Raw genomic sequence first — 14,857 nt, 5'->3', positions numbered from 1 at the left:
ATCTTGCGGATTTTTTATATATCAGGTTAGCTTCACTTTAAGTGAAGCTTATTTTTAATAAAGTTTAAATAAGATAATAAAATGATTTTTAAAGTTTTTTTTACAATATTTTTTACAATTTTTTTAGGATTTTGTTTTATTTTCTATTTTGACTTTTCTTACAATAAAGAAGATAAATACAATAAGTTAAATAGCATGGTATCATTAACAAACAGCTTTAAAATATCTTTTTCCAATGCTTATAGTGAAGATAACTCTCAACTTCAAAATAAACCATATCTATTTCATAAAAGTACTAATCACATGGATTTCATATATGTTAAATAAATCTTTTTATAGTTTTTTATTTCTTATGCTTTTTATTCATAGAAGTAAGCACTTTTCTATATTTGTCATCTCAATAATTTTAGTTTTTATTTTAAGTTCTGTGATGTTTATCTCAACTTCATTATCAAAAGATATTCAGTACACATTAGATTCACAAGCTGATTTTGTAGTTCAAAAAATGAAAGCAGGGGAAGTTATTGATATTGATCTATCATTGATTGAAAAAATTGAACAAATTTATGGTGTAAAAAATGTAACTTCAAGAGTATATGGCAAGTACTTTTTCAAACCATTAAAACAAAGTTTTACAATCGTTGGAGTAGATTTTTTTGAAGAGCAAAATAGTAAAAACCTAAAAACATTATCTAAAAAACTTGATATGTCAAAATTTTTAGAAAAAGAGTACATGATAATAGGAAGTGGAGTTAAAAAACTTTTTGATAAGTTTAAATATGAAAAGAGTTATTTTTTTACAACACCTTTAGGTGAATCAATAGAAGTTGAAATTTATGATGCTTTTGATGATACAACCTCACTTCTTTCAAATGATATGATAATTTTACCAAAAGAGTTAGCAAAAATAGTTTTAGGCGTAGATGAGTATAAAACTTCTGATATTGCATTGAATGTTCCTAATGAGTTAGAAAGAGCAAATGCAAAAGTAGAAATTATATTAAAAGATGATAACTTAAGAGTAATTTCAAAAGATGATATGAAATCATACTATTTAAATCTTTTTAATTATAAAACTGGACTTTTTTTAGTGCTTTATATTGTTGCTATTCTTACATTTTTACTAATACTATATCAAAGATATTCTATGATAAATTCAAGTGATAAAAAAGAGATAGCAATACTTAAAGCAGTAGGGTGGAGTATTAAAGATATATTAAAACTAAAAGTTTTCGAAAACTTTTTAGTTGCATTTTTCTCTTTTAGTATTGGAATTATCTTATCTTTTATTTATATATTTGTGACAAAAGCACCTTTTTTAATGCAAATATTTTTAGGTTTTTCAAATTTAGATTTTAGTTATGAATTAACACCTTATATACCATTTGGTTCAATTGTAACTTTGTTTATATTTTATGTGGTACCATTTTTATGTGTAATTTTAATTCCTGTGTGGAAAATAGCTACAGTTGATGTAATAAAGAGTATAAAATGATAGAAGTTAAAAATCTTTATAAAATCTTTAATCAAAATAGAAAAAATGAGTTTACCGCACTTGAAAATGTAAGTTTATTTATTCCAAAAGAGCAAATTGTTCTTTTAAAAGGTGTAAGTGGTAGTGGAAAATCTACTTTATTATCTATAATCTCAAGTTTACAAAAACCTACAAGTGGTGATGTTATTGTAGATGATGAGCATATTGCAAAACTACCTGATTTGCATGCTTCAAAATTTAGAAACAAAAAAATAGGGTATGTTTTTCAAGATTTCAATTTGATAAATAGTTTAAATGTATTTCATAATGTAATGACTCCTTTAATAGTTCAAAATCTTTCTAAAGATGAAATAAAAGCAAAAGTTATACATGCCTTATCTTTAGCTAATATAAAACATAAAAAAGATGAATTTGTATCAAATTTAAGTGGAGGAGAAAAACAAAGAGTAGCAATAGCAAGGGCTTTAGTTTGTGATGCTAATATCTTACTTTTTGATGAACCAACAGCAAATTTAGATAAACAAAACTCTTTAAAATTTTTATCTTTACTAGAGGATTTTAAAAAGCTTAAAAAAACAGTTATTATAGCTACTCATGACTCTATTTTTGAACAAAGTAATGTTTTATTTGAAACTATAAATATGCAAGATGGAAAAATAGTTTAAATGTTTAATGAAGTTTTATTATCAAATGAAGTGATAATCTATCTTATATCACAAACTATACTTTTAATATTGCAAGTATTTGCTTTATTTTGGGTTTTTGATATTGTAAAGAATTGGGATTTTAATAGTACAAAACCAAAACAGTATAGTTTAGAAAAGAAGTCTTATTTAGTAATGCTTATAATATTTTTTGCACTAATTGTAAAAATAGCATTGATTCCATATTTTGCTTATGTTATTGATAACTTATCAAATATTGTTCCAGGAGCCATGTGTGCAGCAGGAGTGATTAGTGCAAATGATTATGGAGTAAAGCTTCTTGCTTTAAAAGTTTTTATAGTGTTTTTTAATTCTATTTGGATTATTGTAAATAGTGAGGATTTAAAAGAGAAAAACTACCCATATATAAAAATAAAACTATATTTTTTTATGTTTATATTTTTTCTTGTTTTAATAGAGTATATCTTAGATATTTTATATTTTACAAATATTTCATTAGATGAGATTGTGCTTTGTTGTTCTGTGATATTTGGTGTACAAGGAGAGAACACTCTTCCTTTAGGTTTAGATACAACAAAGTTATTGATACTTTTTTATCTGTTTTATTTATTGAATATCATGGCAAATATATCAAAACAAGCTTTACTTAGTTTTGTAGTTAATATAATCTTTTTGTATGTTGCATATTTAAGTGTGGTTGAGTTCTTTGGAACATATATTTATGAACTTCCAACTCATAAATGTCCTTTTTGTATGTTGCAAAAAGAGTATTATTATATAGGGTATTTATTATGGAGTATGTTGTTTTTAGGTGTATTTTATGCAATAAGTTCCTTTGTGCTAAAATTTCTAATTAAAAAAGAGTTGGCTTATACATATAAATATTCAATAATATTTAATACAATTTTTGTACTAATTTGTACTTTATATGTTGGGATTTACTATTTAAAAAATGGAGTATTTTTATAATGAAAAAATTAATACCAATATTAAGCGTTTTTGTTGTTATAGCAATAATTATAACAATATTTTTATCAATGAGTGAACAAAAAAAGATGGTGGTAATTCATAGTGGAAATCATGAAAAAAAACCTATAGATATTACACTAAATCATTTTCAAGATACACAATGTGGAATGACTATTACAACAAAAGAAAACTCTGCACAAGCTGTATCTCCTGATGGTAAAACATGGTTTTTTGATGATGTTGGCTGTATGGCTTTGTGGTTTAAAGATATTGATTTTAAAGATGAAGCAACAATTTGGGTATATTCTCATGATACAAATAAATACATAGATGGTAGAACTGCTTGGTACAGTAGAGTATCAAAAACACCTATGTCTTATGGTTTTGGTGCATATGAAAAGAAAAAAGATGGTTTTATAAATTTTAATCAAATGCTTTTATATATGTTAAGAGGTGAGAACTTAACTGACCCATATGTAAAACAAAAATTGTTAGGTAAATAATGGAAACAATAAGTATAGTAACTATAATAACAATTGCTTTTTTAGGCTCTTTTGGGCACTGTGTTGGAATGTGTGGTGGAATTGTTGTTGCTTATTCAAGCACAAAGGTAAAAAGTGGATGGAGTAAGCAACTTCAAGCTCTTTCTCATCTTTTATACTCTTTTGGAAGAATAACAACTTATGTAATACTTGGCTTTATTTTTGGATATGTTGGAGGAGTAGTTACTTTTGATAATCTTACAAGTGGTATTTTACTACTAACTACAGGATTTTTGATGGTGCTAATTGGTCTTTCTTTAAGTGGGAAAATCAAGTTCTTAACAAATCTTGAACATTCAGTTTCAAAATCACCTTTATATCAAAAAACATTTAAATCATTAATTGGTTCAGATTCTTTGACTAGCTTTTATCTTTTAGGGATGTTAAATGGTCTTTTGCCATGTGGTTTTGTATATGTTTTTGCTATTACAGCTGCAAGTACAGGAAGTCCTTTGTGGGGAGCATTTGTAATGTTGATTTTTGGACTTAGTACAATTCCAGCACTTTTTTCTTTAGGCTTTTTTGTATCTATTTTTAAACAAACAGCATTAAGAAATACCATGATAAAAATAGCCTCTCTTGTTGTTATTGGATTTGGGATTTATATTGCATATTTAGGATATGAATATATAGTAGATCCTACAAAAACAATACTTAGTTGTCATATCTAAGAAAGATTAACTTTCTTAGATAGCAATATTTATTTTAATTCTCCATCAAGTTCATATTTATTTAAATATCCCCTTGGAGTTAGGACTTGATTATTTTTTGTTAATTTTGAATTTGAATTACAAATTATAATAAGTGTTGACATTGAAACAGCTTCATGTTCTATATCTTTGTTTATTAAATCTTGTGCAGTTGTTATTGTGATTTTTTCTTTTTCTACTCTTCCTACATTTGAAGCAATTATTGTAATTCTATTTTCATATCCATTTTCTAAAGCTTTTAAGAAATTTTGATATGGTTTAATTCTTTTTTTTGATTTTGGATTATAAATTCCTAGAACAAAATCACATTCAAGTGCTGCTTTTACTCTTTTATCTATTAAATTTATATCTGTTAATCTATCTGATAATGAAATAATAGAAAAGTCTTGAGATACAGGAGCTCCTGCTTTACTAGCTGCTGCTAAAAAAGAAGTAACTCCAGGAAGTGAAATAAGTTCAATTTCATCCCATAAATCTTTTTCATCCATTATTTCAACAATTAATGTTGCCATTCCATATACATTGACATCTCCGTTTGAGATGATTGAAGTTGTTTTTCCACTTTTTGCATATTGTATTGCTTGATTACATCTTTGTATTTCATGTGTCATACCTGATGTATAAACTTCTTTTTCTTTTAATAACTCTTTTAGTTCTCGTGCATATTTACTATATGAGACTATAACTTCACTATTTTCTATTGCTTTTGTTGCTTCTGGTGTGATATATGAAGTTCCTCCTGCTCCTGAACTTACTATATATAATCTTTTTGCCATATTTAAATTGCTCCTGCGATTGTTATTTTTTTATTATATACTTCTTTTTTTAGTATTAGTTCTTTATATTTTGAAAGTAAAATTGCTGATGGCTCAGCTACACCTTTTAAATTAAAAAACTTTGTTGCTTGTGATGGAGAAAAATCTGCTTGAAGTGAGTTTATTTGCTCTTTGTTATAAAATTTTATATCAAAACTATATTTTGAAGCAAATTCTAAAAGTCCTACCTCATCAGCTTTTGCTTCAAATGAAGCTATATTTTCTATTTGATGTTTGCTTAAGTTGTATTTATCTAAAAAGCACAAAAAGGCTTTTTCAATTTCTTGAAAAGTTGTATTTTTATTACAACCCATTCCTAGATAAACTTTTGGTTTTAAAGTTAGATTCTTGTTCGAAAATGGAGTTATATTTACACAAAGTTCTAAACTTTGTTCATCTACTCTTTTTAAATTTGTTTTATCAGGGATTGTTTCAAAGATGCTTTTATAAGTTTTAACTTCAACTTCTTTATTGTTTAATAATGCATTTGAGATTTTTGCTAAACATTGTAGGTTTTGTATTTCAAAGTTATTTTTCTTTGCAAATATATCAAAAGCAAAAGTATTTGTTTGATCTGTTGCAGTTGAGATAAAATTTATACACCCTTTAATTCTTGAAGCAATTAAGTCACTTAGTTCATTTGCTCCACCAATATGACCACTTAAAAGAGGAATAATCTTACTTAAATCCATACTCATAACAATAATTGCAGGATCTGTAGCCTTATTTTTTAAAAAAGGAGCAATCTTTCTTACAACAATTCCCATAGCTAAAATACAAATAATTGCATCATATTTTTTCCAAGCATTTTCTAATACAGTATCTATTTTTTCATAGATTATAAGATTTGAAAGATTATGATTTAAATCTTTTTTACCATATACATCAACTTCAAAATCATCTAAGTATTTTAAAAGTTCACAAGCACTATTTAAACTTGGTTGATTTATTGATACAACTGCAATCTTTAGTTTATTGCTCATTGTCTGCCTTTAACTCTTTAACTAGTGGTTTTACATACAAATGTGATTCTTGAGTCTCTTCTTGTTTTAAAAAATCTCCCAAAAGAATTAGTGCTACACCTTTTATATGAGATACTTGTTCTTGTATATTTGAAATTGTTCCTTTGAAAATTTGTTCTTCTTTCCATGTTGCTTTTTCAACTACCCAACAAGGTGTATCTTTGCTATATCCTAACTTCAAAGCTTTTTTCTTTAATTTTTCAAGAAGTAAAATAGATAAATAAAATACCAACGAAGAGTTTTTACAAGCTAATATATTCTCAAGACTTTCAGGATTTGGTGTTTTTCCTTCAACTCTTGTTAAAATCATGGTTTGTGAAACTCCTGGAATTGTATATTCAATTCCTAAACTAGCAGCTGCTCCAAAAGCAGCTGTAATTCCTGGTATTACTTCATATGATATATTTTCTTTTTGTAAAAACTCAATCTGTTTTGCAATAGTTGAGTAAATAGAAGGATCGCCTGTATGAACTCTTGCTACAACTTTATCTTTTTGCTTTTTTAAAAAAGCAAAAATCTCAGGATATTTCATACCTTGAGAATCTTCTATAATTGCATCAGCTTTGCACCAAGAAAGAACCTCTTTTGGAACTAATGAACCAGTATATAAAACAGCATCAGCTTTTTGAAGTATTTTTTGTGCTTTTACTGTAACTAAATCTGGATCTCCACATCCAGCACCTATAAAATATATCATTTTTTATTTACCTTTATTTGAAATAATTGTCTTTCAGGCTCTACTAAATCAAGTTTACCTTTATATGTTGTAAGAGAGATAGAGTAAACTTCATATTCAATCTTTGCTTCATTTAAAACAGTTAGCATAAGATTTAGATGTTTTAAGGTAATTGCATTTATCAATAAAATCCCTTTTTCATCTAATATTTCATAAAGTTTTGGAAGTTGTTTTATAACCTCAATTCCTCCACCTCCTACAAATATCCTTTGAGGTGTCTCTTTAAGTGTTTGAAAGAGAACTTGTGCTTCTCCACTTAAAAGTTTTGTATCAATTACATAATGATTTTTTAAATTCTGTTTTATAAAATCTATTCTTGTTTCATTTTTTTCAAAAAGTATTGTTTTTACTTTATATCTTTTAAAAGCTTCTATTGCGCAACTTCCACTTCCTGCACCAATATCCCACAGTAGATTATTTGCTTGTAAATCTAGATTTTGTAAAGTAAGTTGTCTTTTGTATTTTTTTGTAATCATTCCTCTTTGTGTTTCAAACTCAATATCTTCACTAATTATATTTTTATTTTTAAACTCTTTTTTAATAAGTAAAACAAAAGGAGCTGTTAAATCAAGTAAATGCTCATCAAAATTTAATAAATCAATTTTTTCAATTTTCTCTTCATTAAATCCAAGTTTATATCCAAGTATAGTAGAAATAGAGTTTGCTTCAAAATAGCATAGGGCAGTTTTTAATCTTGAGATAGTAGATTTATCACAAAGTATAAAAGTATATTTATTTTGTAAAAATTTAGTTAAATCAATATCAACTCTTCCATGTAAAGATATTGTATTTACATCTGTTTCACTAATAAATAGTTTTTCTAACAAATAGCTTTTTGAAGATGTGTTGTTTATGATTTTTACTTTATTTTTTGGTAAATTTTTTGCAATAATAGTTCCTGCACTATAAAATAAAGGTGAACCAGTTACTACATATAAAATCTCTTCTTTTTCATAGTTTTGCAAAATATACTCTTTTGCTTGTTTGTATTTTAATTTTAGAATATTTTTACCGTCTTCTAAAAAATTTAAATCACAAATAACTTTATCAAATTTTGATATATCAAAATCAAGATTTGAAAAATCATACTCTCCCATTCCATTTCCTGCAATAGTTACCATCCTAAAACCTCTTTTTCTTCTAATATTATGGCTTTTACATTTGAAGTTTTAAACCACTTTTTTATTTGTTTATTTGCTTTTAATGTTATCATCTCATAAAACTCTTTTACTAAACCTGCTTTTTCAAGTTCTTGAGATATTCCTTTTACGGTTAAAGTAGCTTCTATATCCACTTCATAATTAAGATTTCTTTTTATATCAGCTTGTAATTTATCAAAATCAATCACACCAAATCTATTATGTGTATTTTTAAAACCTTGATAGACTTTTGTCATTTTCCCAATTCCACATAAAAATATCACTTCTTTTGCATTTTGATTTGTTGCTACTTCAATAGAATCATATACAAAATTACCTATTTCAATAATTGCTTCTTTATTTGCTTTTGAACAAGCTATATTAAAAGCAGAATTACCTAGTGTAAAATAGATAGTTTCATATCTATTTTGTATGGCAAACTCTATTTGTGTTTTAACTGAATCAATATAAGCAGAACTTGAAACAGGTTTTACAACTCCTGTTGTTCCTAATATTGAAATACCCTCAAGAACACCAACTTTTGCATTAGCTGTTTGTTTAGCTATTTCTTGTCCATTTACAACACTTATACAACATTTTAAATGTAAGTGTTGTCTCTTGTTTGTTTTTATCTTAAAATAGTCTTGTATCGCATTTAAAGGAGCAGGATTGATTGCTGGGTAGGGTGGTGGAACTTTTAAACCTTTTTTTGTAACTACTCCAACTCCAATTCCTGCATAAATTTCCAAACTATTTGTTTCACATTTAAATAGTTGTGCTTTTTGAAATGTAGGATTTAATAAAAAATTTTCAATAGAAAAGTCTAAACTTACAATAATCTCACAACCTTTTGTTACATCTAAGTCATCATTATCAATTTTTGTTGTTTTTGTAATACACGCTTTATTTGTAACAAGCAATGTATCTAAACAACTTCTAAATGATGCAACAGTGTGTGTACCTGTTGTATAGCCTTTTCTTAAAACTTTTTGGTTTCTCATTTATAAAAACTTGGATCACTCATTGGTACTTGTTCAAACTCATCAATTTCATCAATATTTCTATTTTCTTTTAATGAAATAAAAAGTCTTTTCCATTTATCTTTATCATATTTATGAATATTTTTAAGCCAAATTCCATTGTTATTAATATTCCCATTGATTTTAGTATTTTCATAAATATTTGCAACACTTCTAAATCTACAAGCTCCAAAACATCCTGTTCTAACTATTTTGATTCTATCTTTTCCTTTTGATAGATTTAACTCTTTTAATACTTCTCTTAATGTTGCAGCGATATTTTCATCTTTATGAGCTTTTCCACATCTTTCATCATCACAAATAAAAAGTTGTGTTTTTAAGTGCATTATTGGCTTATTTGCATCAAAATTTTTTGGTTTGCATGTAAAACCATCAGCAACTTCACTTCCCATTGCATTAAATAGCTTTTTATTTTCCATTATATTTATCATCCTTATCATAATCTTTTATTAGTTTATAAATAGCATGAAGTGTGGCTACACTCATAGTTGAACTTCCAAATCTTCCTTGCATAATAATTCCAGCTACATTAAAAGTATCGCAAAATTTTCTTGCATAAGCTTTTGATTCAACTACATTTACAAATCCAACTGGAAATAGTAATAAAGCAACATTGTTTAAATCTACTTTTTGCTCTATTAAAGTATTAATAGCTGCATAAATAAATGTAGGAGCATTCCCACAAACAAGAACTAGTGGTTTGTCTTTATGTCTTTTAATAGCTTCAACTACAGCTGCATAACTTCTTGTGGTTTTATTTTTTTGTGCATTTTCATAAGTAAAAGACTCATTTATATAACAAATAACTTCATTGTCATACTTTTTTAAGTAAAAATCACTAAGCCCAACTTTTATCATATTTACATCAACTATTATTTTTGCTTCATTTAAAAGCAATGTTTGTACTTTTTTAATAGAATCTTTTGAAAAATAGATATTATTTAGTACTTCATCAAAGCAAGTAGTTGTATGAATTAATCTACTTATTACCTCTTGTTGCTCTTTTGTAAACTCATCTATTTTTTCATAATCTTTTAGTTCATTGTTTATTATTTCAAATGATTTATTTGAGATATCTGCACCTAAATTTATAGGTGGTTGTTCCATTTTAAATTCCAAAGTAATCCTTCAATATATTTAAATTATTTCTAAACATTGTATGTAAATATGTGCCATATACATTCTCTTTTTTCCAAGCTCCAAACTCTCCTTTAGAATTCTTTTTTTTGCTTAAAATATCAATTGCATTTTTAGTATCAATTGGTTTTGTATAGTGAAAAGCATGACCTTTTAATCCCTTTTGATTATAATAATAACCTAATCGATTTCTTTTATTTGTAAGGGTAAAACTAACATCTAAAATATTCATCATTTTCTTATCATCAACATTTTTTGAAAGAAATAATAATCCAGCACATTCAGCATAAACGTACCTTTTATCTTTAACATGTCTTAATAAAGAGTCTTTAAAATTCTTTGAATTCTTAATCTTATCATATGCTTTTTGTGTTTCAATATAGCCCCCTAAGATATATACAAAATCTGAATCTTTGCTTATTTGTTCATCTTTACTGGGGTTAACTATTTCCACTTTATTGAAAAGCTCTTTTAAAACTTTCAAGTTATCATAATATAAAAATGAAAAATTCCCATCTTTTATAATAGTTGCTTTTTTATTTACTTTTTCAATTTTTTCAAAGGGATAATTATTATTTTTCTTTTTTGTATAAACTGAAATCTTTTGAAGTTTTTCTAAATCTATATGTTTTAAAACTTCTTTTGATAGCTTTTGTAAAGTGTCTTTTTTTGCATCATTTAAATCAAGTCCTAAGTGTGTATCTTTTAAGCAAGGAAGATTTTTTTCTATCCATCCTAAAATTTCAATATCATCAAAATCTTCATTTACTTGTCTTTTTATTAACTCATAATGCATACTTGATGAAATATTATTTAATACAATTGCTTTGATTGTATTGTCTTTTTTATAAGTTTTTAATCCTTTCAAAACTGCACTAATAGTTATATAAGATCCACTAGCATCAAGAATTAAAATAGTAGGTATTTTTAAAAGTTTTGAAACATCATAAGCAGAACAAGCTTTGTCCATTCCATCATAAAAACCCATTACACCCTCAACAATACAAATATCTTTATTGTTATATTTATTAAAAATCCATTTGACTTGAGATTTATTCATCATAAAAGTATCAAGATTTATTGAATTTGTATCACAAATAGTTTTATGAAATTGTGGGTCTATATAATCTGGACCTATTTTGAAAGGACGCACACTTTTTCTGTAATTATAAAGTAATGCAGTAGTTAAAATAGTTTTACCTTGATTTGATGCAATAGCAGATATTACAAAAGCTTTCATTTTACCTCTTTATAAAAAATTTTAGCTAAAATTTAGCTATGAAAAATCTTAGAGGGTATAATAAGCGTTATTTTAAATTGTCAACAATTGCGATGTTCTCGACAATTAATAAATTATGTACAGCAGAAACTAATAATAATTTATACCACAAAAGAGCTTATGAAAACGAAATAAACTCTTTAGACCCACCAAAAAAATCCCAAATTTTACTATTATTAACAAAATAATCATTACTTAACATACAAATATTTCATAATTGAAATTTATATACAATAAAGGACTATCTATGCATATAGAAGCAGGAGTTGTGCAAGGCGCAAAAATGGTTTTAAGTTATGGAACGGCTGCCGTTTCATTTGGTATTGCTACAAAATTAGCAATCAATAGTATTAAACAAAGTGGATTTTTACCTACAATTGTAAAAACTGTTTTAGCTACGGTTTTTGTATTTATGTTTTTTGAGCTTTTACCTCATCATGGAGTAGGTGTTTCAGAAGTACATCTTATTTTAGGTTCAACACTGTTTTTAATCTTTGGAGCTGCACCTACTGCTTTTGGTTTAGCTTTTGGTTTATTAATTCAAGGCTTATTTTTTGCACCATTTGATTTACCTCAATATACTATAAATGTAACTACTTTATTAATGCCTTTATTTGCAATGATGTATATTGCTAATAAAATTATTCCTAAAAAAACAGCATATAAAGATATAAAATATAAAGATGCTTTAAAACTTTCAGTTATGTATCAAGGTGGAATTGTTTCTTGGGTTGCCTTTTGGGCACTTTATGGACAAGGTTTTGGTATTGAAAACTTAAGTTCTGTATTGAGTTTTGCTCTTGCTTATATGAGTGTTGTTATTTTAGAACCATTTATTGATTTAGCAGTTCTTGCAGGTGCAAAAAGTTTAAATACATTAAAATCAAGTGCTTATGTTGAAGCAAGATTATATAATAGCGTGAAGTAATTAATGAAAAGATTTAGACACTATAATAGAAAAAGAGCTATTGTTTTAGCTTGTTTTGGTTCAGTAATAGAACAACAAAAGTATTTAGATTTAGAAGATAAAGTAAAACAAACATATCCAGACTGTGAGGTTTTTACCTCATTTTCTTCAAGAATGGTAATAAAACTTCTAAAGAAAAAGAAAAAAGAAGTTTATAAAAATCTTCCTCAAACTTTAGCTGATGTTGATATGCAAGGCTTTAAGCATGTTGTAATAGTATCTGTTAATATATATCCAACTGATGAACATGAGTTTTTAAAAAAGATTGTTGATGGCTTTAAGCAGTTTTCTATGGCAAACCTTGCAATTACAAATGCAATACTTACAACATCAAAAAATACAACTTCTTTTTTAACTTCTTTAAATGAACAAATAAGTAAAGATGATACTGCAAATTTATATATTATTCATGGAACACCAAAATTAAATACTATCGGAATTGATTCTATAAATTACACAAGTTCATTATTAGAAATGATTGACAAAAGAAATTTTACTTGCTCTTTAGAGGGGGCTTTCCCTTATTTTGTAGTAAATAATGTAATAAAAGAAAAAATAAAAGAAAAAGGCTTTAAAAAAGTTCAAATTGTACCACTTCTTTTGGTTAGTGGAAATCACTATATTAAAGATATGACTGAAATAAAAGAGGATTTAAGTGATAGTTTTGAATCTTTTATTACTCCTTCTTTAACACAAGGTGAGAATTTTAATCTTTTGGAGTTAGCAAAAACACAAGAGATTATATTAAGTAATATAAAAGAGTCTTTTAAAATGCTTGGTATTAGCCATAAAACAATGACTTATTAGGAAAATATATGAAATTAAATATGGTTTCTTTAGGGCCTGGTGATTATGAGTTAATTACATTAAAAGCATTAAAGGCTTTACAATCTTGTGATGCGATTTGTATTCCTACAAAAAGTGCAAATAATAGTTTTGAAAAGTCAATGACTTATAAAATAGTAAAAAAACTAATGGATGAGTTTAGTTTTGAAAAAACAATAATTCCTATGTATTCTCCTATGCGCTTTAAACAAGAAGATTGGCAAAGACAAGTGGATATAGTTTTTGATTCATTTAAATTATATGAAGACTTATGTTTTGTAACTTTAGGAGATAGTGCAGTTTATAGTACTGTTTATTATCTTCTTGATATAATAAAAGAACAAAATAGGGCTATTTATGATAACTGTGAGGTAATACCTGGAGTTACTTCTTTTTCCCATGCTTCTGCAAAAGTTAAAAAGCCTTTATGTGTTGGAGACAGTAGTTTTATTATAAGACCTTTACATAAAAGGAAAGTTCCTTTTACAACAGTTTATATGCGTCCAAAAGTAGGTATGCAAACAGATATTATAAAAGATAAAAAAGATATTTATACTTTTGAGAATTTAAATTATGAAGGTGAAGAGATCTTAAATTATAAGAAAGAAAGAGTTGATAAGTATATGACTTTATTTATTGATTTTGTGTAATTATGGGTGTAAAAACAAAATTAGATTTAAAACAGATAAATAGTTTTTTTGATAATTATATATTTGTAGATATAAAAAAGACAAAAGAGGGAATTTCTGATACGGTTTATATTTTAAAAGATATAAATAATAAATCCTATGTTTTAAAGTTATATGAAACTAATAGCTTTAAAAAAGTAGAAGAAGAAATAAAAATTTTAAACTCAATTAAACACTTACAAACTCCTATTGTTTTGGATGTTTCAAGAAAATATATTAAACCTTTGGTACTTTTTTCATTTAAAAAAGGGGAGATAAAAAAAGAAGCAAGTCTTCAAAACCTTAAGCAAGTAGCTACTTTTTTTAAACAACTTCATAGAATAAATTTAGATTTTAAGACAAGTAATGATTTTGATTTAAAATCCTTAATAAATAAGCTTGATAATAATGAAGAGTTTATACAAAGGTATAAACATATAAAAGATATTAAAGTAGAAAAAAACTCTTTAATTCATGCTGATTTATTTTTTGATAATGTACTATTTTACAAGGATAATTTAAATACAGTTTTAGATTTCTCAAACTCATGTATTAGTGATTATAGATTTGATTTAGCAATTATAGTTTTGACTTGGTGTTATGATAAAAATAGTATCAATGAAAACAAAGCAAACTTTTTTTTACAAGAATATGATAAAAAAATAACACTAAAGTGTATAAAATACTATCTTTTGTATGTATGTTTATACTATGCTTTAAAAAGATATATTAACTTAAAAGAAGGAATCTATAAAGATGTATGTTATAAAGAGTTTCTTTTAAAATATGATGAAATATTTTCTAATAGTTTTAATTAAATAAGAGTTAATTTTTAAACAATATAATTT

Annotated in this window: 18 protein-coding genes; 10 read left to right on the top strand and 8 right to left on the bottom strand. The window is 25.9% G+C overall.

The genetic code is table 11. The annotated features are described in order from the left end of the window. Positions 1–81: 81 nt before the first annotated feature. Genes AMRN_RS14270 through AMRN_RS07465 form a run of 6 tightly spaced genes read left to right on the top strand, consistent with a single transcriptional unit; the run spans position 82 to position 4,342 of the window. Complete coding sequence (locus tag AMRN_RS14270; protein WP_099311577.1) at positions 82–327, top strand: hypothetical protein; 246 nt, start codon at positions 82–84, stop codon at positions 325–327. Beyond that, positions 317–1,495 (top strand): ABC transporter permease, encoded by a 1,179-nt coding sequence (locus AMRN_RS07485; RefSeq protein WP_099311576.1) that lies wholly within the window; start codon positions 317–319, stop codon positions 1,493–1,495. Before AMRN_RS14270 ends, AMRN_RS07485 begins: the two co-directional genes overlap by 11 nt. Further along, positions 1,492–2,160: an ABC transporter ATP-binding protein gene (locus tag AMRN_RS07480; RefSeq protein WP_099311575.1), complete on the top strand. Its 669-nt coding sequence runs from the start codon at positions 1,492–1,494 to the stop codon at positions 2,158–2,160. Before AMRN_RS07485 ends, AMRN_RS07480 begins: the two co-directional genes overlap by 4 nt. Continuing rightward, entirely contained in the window at positions 2,161–3,129 is a 969-nt protein-coding gene (locus AMRN_RS07475; protein WP_099311574.1) for a hypothetical protein, read from the top strand. Then, a complete protein-coding gene (locus AMRN_RS07470; protein WP_099311573.1) occupies positions 3,129–3,632 on the top strand; it encodes a hypothetical protein in 504 nt (167 codons plus the stop codon). The genes AMRN_RS07475 and AMRN_RS07470 overlap by 1 nt, the downstream gene beginning before the upstream one ends. Continuing rightward, a complete protein-coding gene (locus AMRN_RS07465; protein ID WP_099311572.1) occupies positions 3,632–4,342 on the top strand; it encodes a sulfite exporter TauE/SafE family protein in 711 nt (236 codons plus the stop codon). The genes AMRN_RS07470 and AMRN_RS07465 overlap by 1 nt, the downstream gene beginning before the upstream one ends. A gap of 29 nt (positions 4,343–4,371) precedes the next feature. On the opposite strand, the gene AMRN_RS07460 is transcribed toward AMRN_RS07465, so the two are convergent. Genes AMRN_RS07460 through AMRN_RS07425 form a run of 8 tightly spaced genes read right to left on the bottom strand, consistent with a single transcriptional unit; the run spans position 4,372 to position 11,510 of the window. Continuing rightward, positions 4,372–5,157: a precorrin-3B C(17)-methyltransferase gene (locus tag AMRN_RS07460; protein ID WP_099311571.1), complete on the bottom strand. Its 786-nt coding sequence runs from the start codon at positions 5,155–5,157 to the stop codon at positions 4,372–4,374. Positions 5,158–5,159: 2 nt separating this feature from the next. Continuing rightward, positions 5,160–6,179: a cobalt-precorrin 5A hydrolase gene (locus AMRN_RS07455; protein ID WP_099311570.1), complete on the bottom strand. Its 1,020-nt coding sequence runs from the start codon at positions 6,177–6,179 to the stop codon at positions 5,160–5,162. Beyond that, on the bottom strand, positions 6,169–6,915 hold the full coding sequence (locus AMRN_RS07450; protein ID WP_099311569.1) for a cobalt-precorrin-4/precorrin-4 C(11)-methyltransferase: 747 nt from the start codon (positions 6,913–6,915) through the stop codon (positions 6,169–6,171). The genes AMRN_RS07455 and AMRN_RS07450 overlap by 11 nt, the downstream gene beginning before the upstream one ends. Beyond that, on the bottom strand, positions 6,912–8,075 hold the full coding sequence (gene cbiT / locus AMRN_RS07445; RefSeq protein WP_099311568.1) for a precorrin-6Y C5,15-methyltransferase (decarboxylating) subunit CbiT: 1,164 nt from the start codon (positions 8,073–8,075) through the stop codon (positions 6,912–6,914). The genes AMRN_RS07450 and cbiT overlap by 4 nt, the downstream gene beginning before the upstream one ends. Beyond that, positions 8,069–9,094, bottom strand: coding sequence for a cobalt-precorrin-5B (C(1))-methyltransferase CbiD (gene cbiD / locus AMRN_RS07440; RefSeq protein WP_099311567.1), 1,026 nt, complete (start codon positions 9,092–9,094; stop codon positions 8,069–8,071). Before cbiD ends, cbiT begins: the two co-directional genes overlap by 7 nt. Then, positions 9,091–9,552, bottom strand: a complete 462-nt coding sequence (locus AMRN_RS07435; RefSeq protein ID WP_099311566.1) for a (2Fe-2S) ferredoxin domain-containing protein — start codon at positions 9,550–9,552, stop codon at positions 9,091–9,093. The genes cbiD and AMRN_RS07435 overlap by 4 nt, the downstream gene beginning before the upstream one ends. After that, positions 9,542–10,252 carry a precorrin-8X methylmutase gene (locus AMRN_RS07430; protein WP_099311565.1) on the bottom strand — a complete coding sequence of 237 codons (711 nt, stop codon included), beginning with the start codon at positions 10,250–10,252 and terminating at the stop codon, positions 9,542–9,544. The genes AMRN_RS07435 and AMRN_RS07430 overlap by 11 nt, the downstream gene beginning before the upstream one ends. Beyond that, positions 10,242–11,510, bottom strand: coding sequence for a cobyrinic acid a,c-diamide synthase CobB (locus AMRN_RS07425; protein WP_099311564.1), 1,269 nt, complete (start codon positions 11,508–11,510; stop codon positions 10,242–10,244). Before AMRN_RS07425 ends, AMRN_RS07430 begins: the two co-directional genes overlap by 11 nt. A 286-nt stretch (positions 11,511–11,796) precedes the next feature. Here AMRN_RS07425 and AMRN_RS07420 point away from each other — a divergent pair, with 286 nt between their 5' ends. Genes AMRN_RS07420 through AMRN_RS07405 form a run of 4 tightly spaced genes read left to right on the top strand, consistent with a single transcriptional unit; the run spans position 11,797 to position 14,827 of the window. Next, complete coding sequence (locus AMRN_RS07420; protein ID WP_099311563.1) at positions 11,797–12,477, top strand: energy-coupling factor ABC transporter permease; 681 nt, start codon at positions 11,797–11,799, stop codon at positions 12,475–12,477. A 3-nt stretch (positions 12,478–12,480) separates the two neighbouring features. Continuing rightward, the gene (locus tag AMRN_RS07415) at positions 12,481–13,323 is read left to right on the top strand and encodes a sirohydrochlorin cobaltochelatase (protein ID WP_099311562.1); all 843 of its coding nucleotides are present in this window, start codon (positions 12,481–12,483) and stop codon (positions 13,321–13,323) included. An 8-nt stretch (positions 13,324–13,331) separates the two neighbouring features. Further along, positions 13,332–13,991 (top strand): precorrin-2 C(20)-methyltransferase, encoded by a 660-nt coding sequence (locus AMRN_RS07410; RefSeq protein ID WP_099311561.1) that lies wholly within the window; start codon positions 13,332–13,334, stop codon positions 13,989–13,991. Positions 13,992–13,993: 2 nt separating this feature from the next. Continuing rightward, positions 13,994–14,827, top strand: coding sequence for a phosphotransferase (locus AMRN_RS07405; protein ID WP_099311560.1), 834 nt, complete (start codon positions 13,994–13,996; stop codon positions 14,825–14,827). Positions 14,828–14,857: the final 30 nt, after the last annotated feature.

The sequence above is a fragment of the Malaciobacter marinus genome (assembly GCF_003544855.1).
GTDB classification, from domain to species: domain Bacteria; phylum Campylobacterota; class Campylobacteria; order Campylobacterales; family Arcobacteraceae; genus Malaciobacter; species Malaciobacter marinus.
Note: the sequence above shows the minus strand (reverse complement) of the source record. Positions and strands in the feature narration are given on the sequence as shown.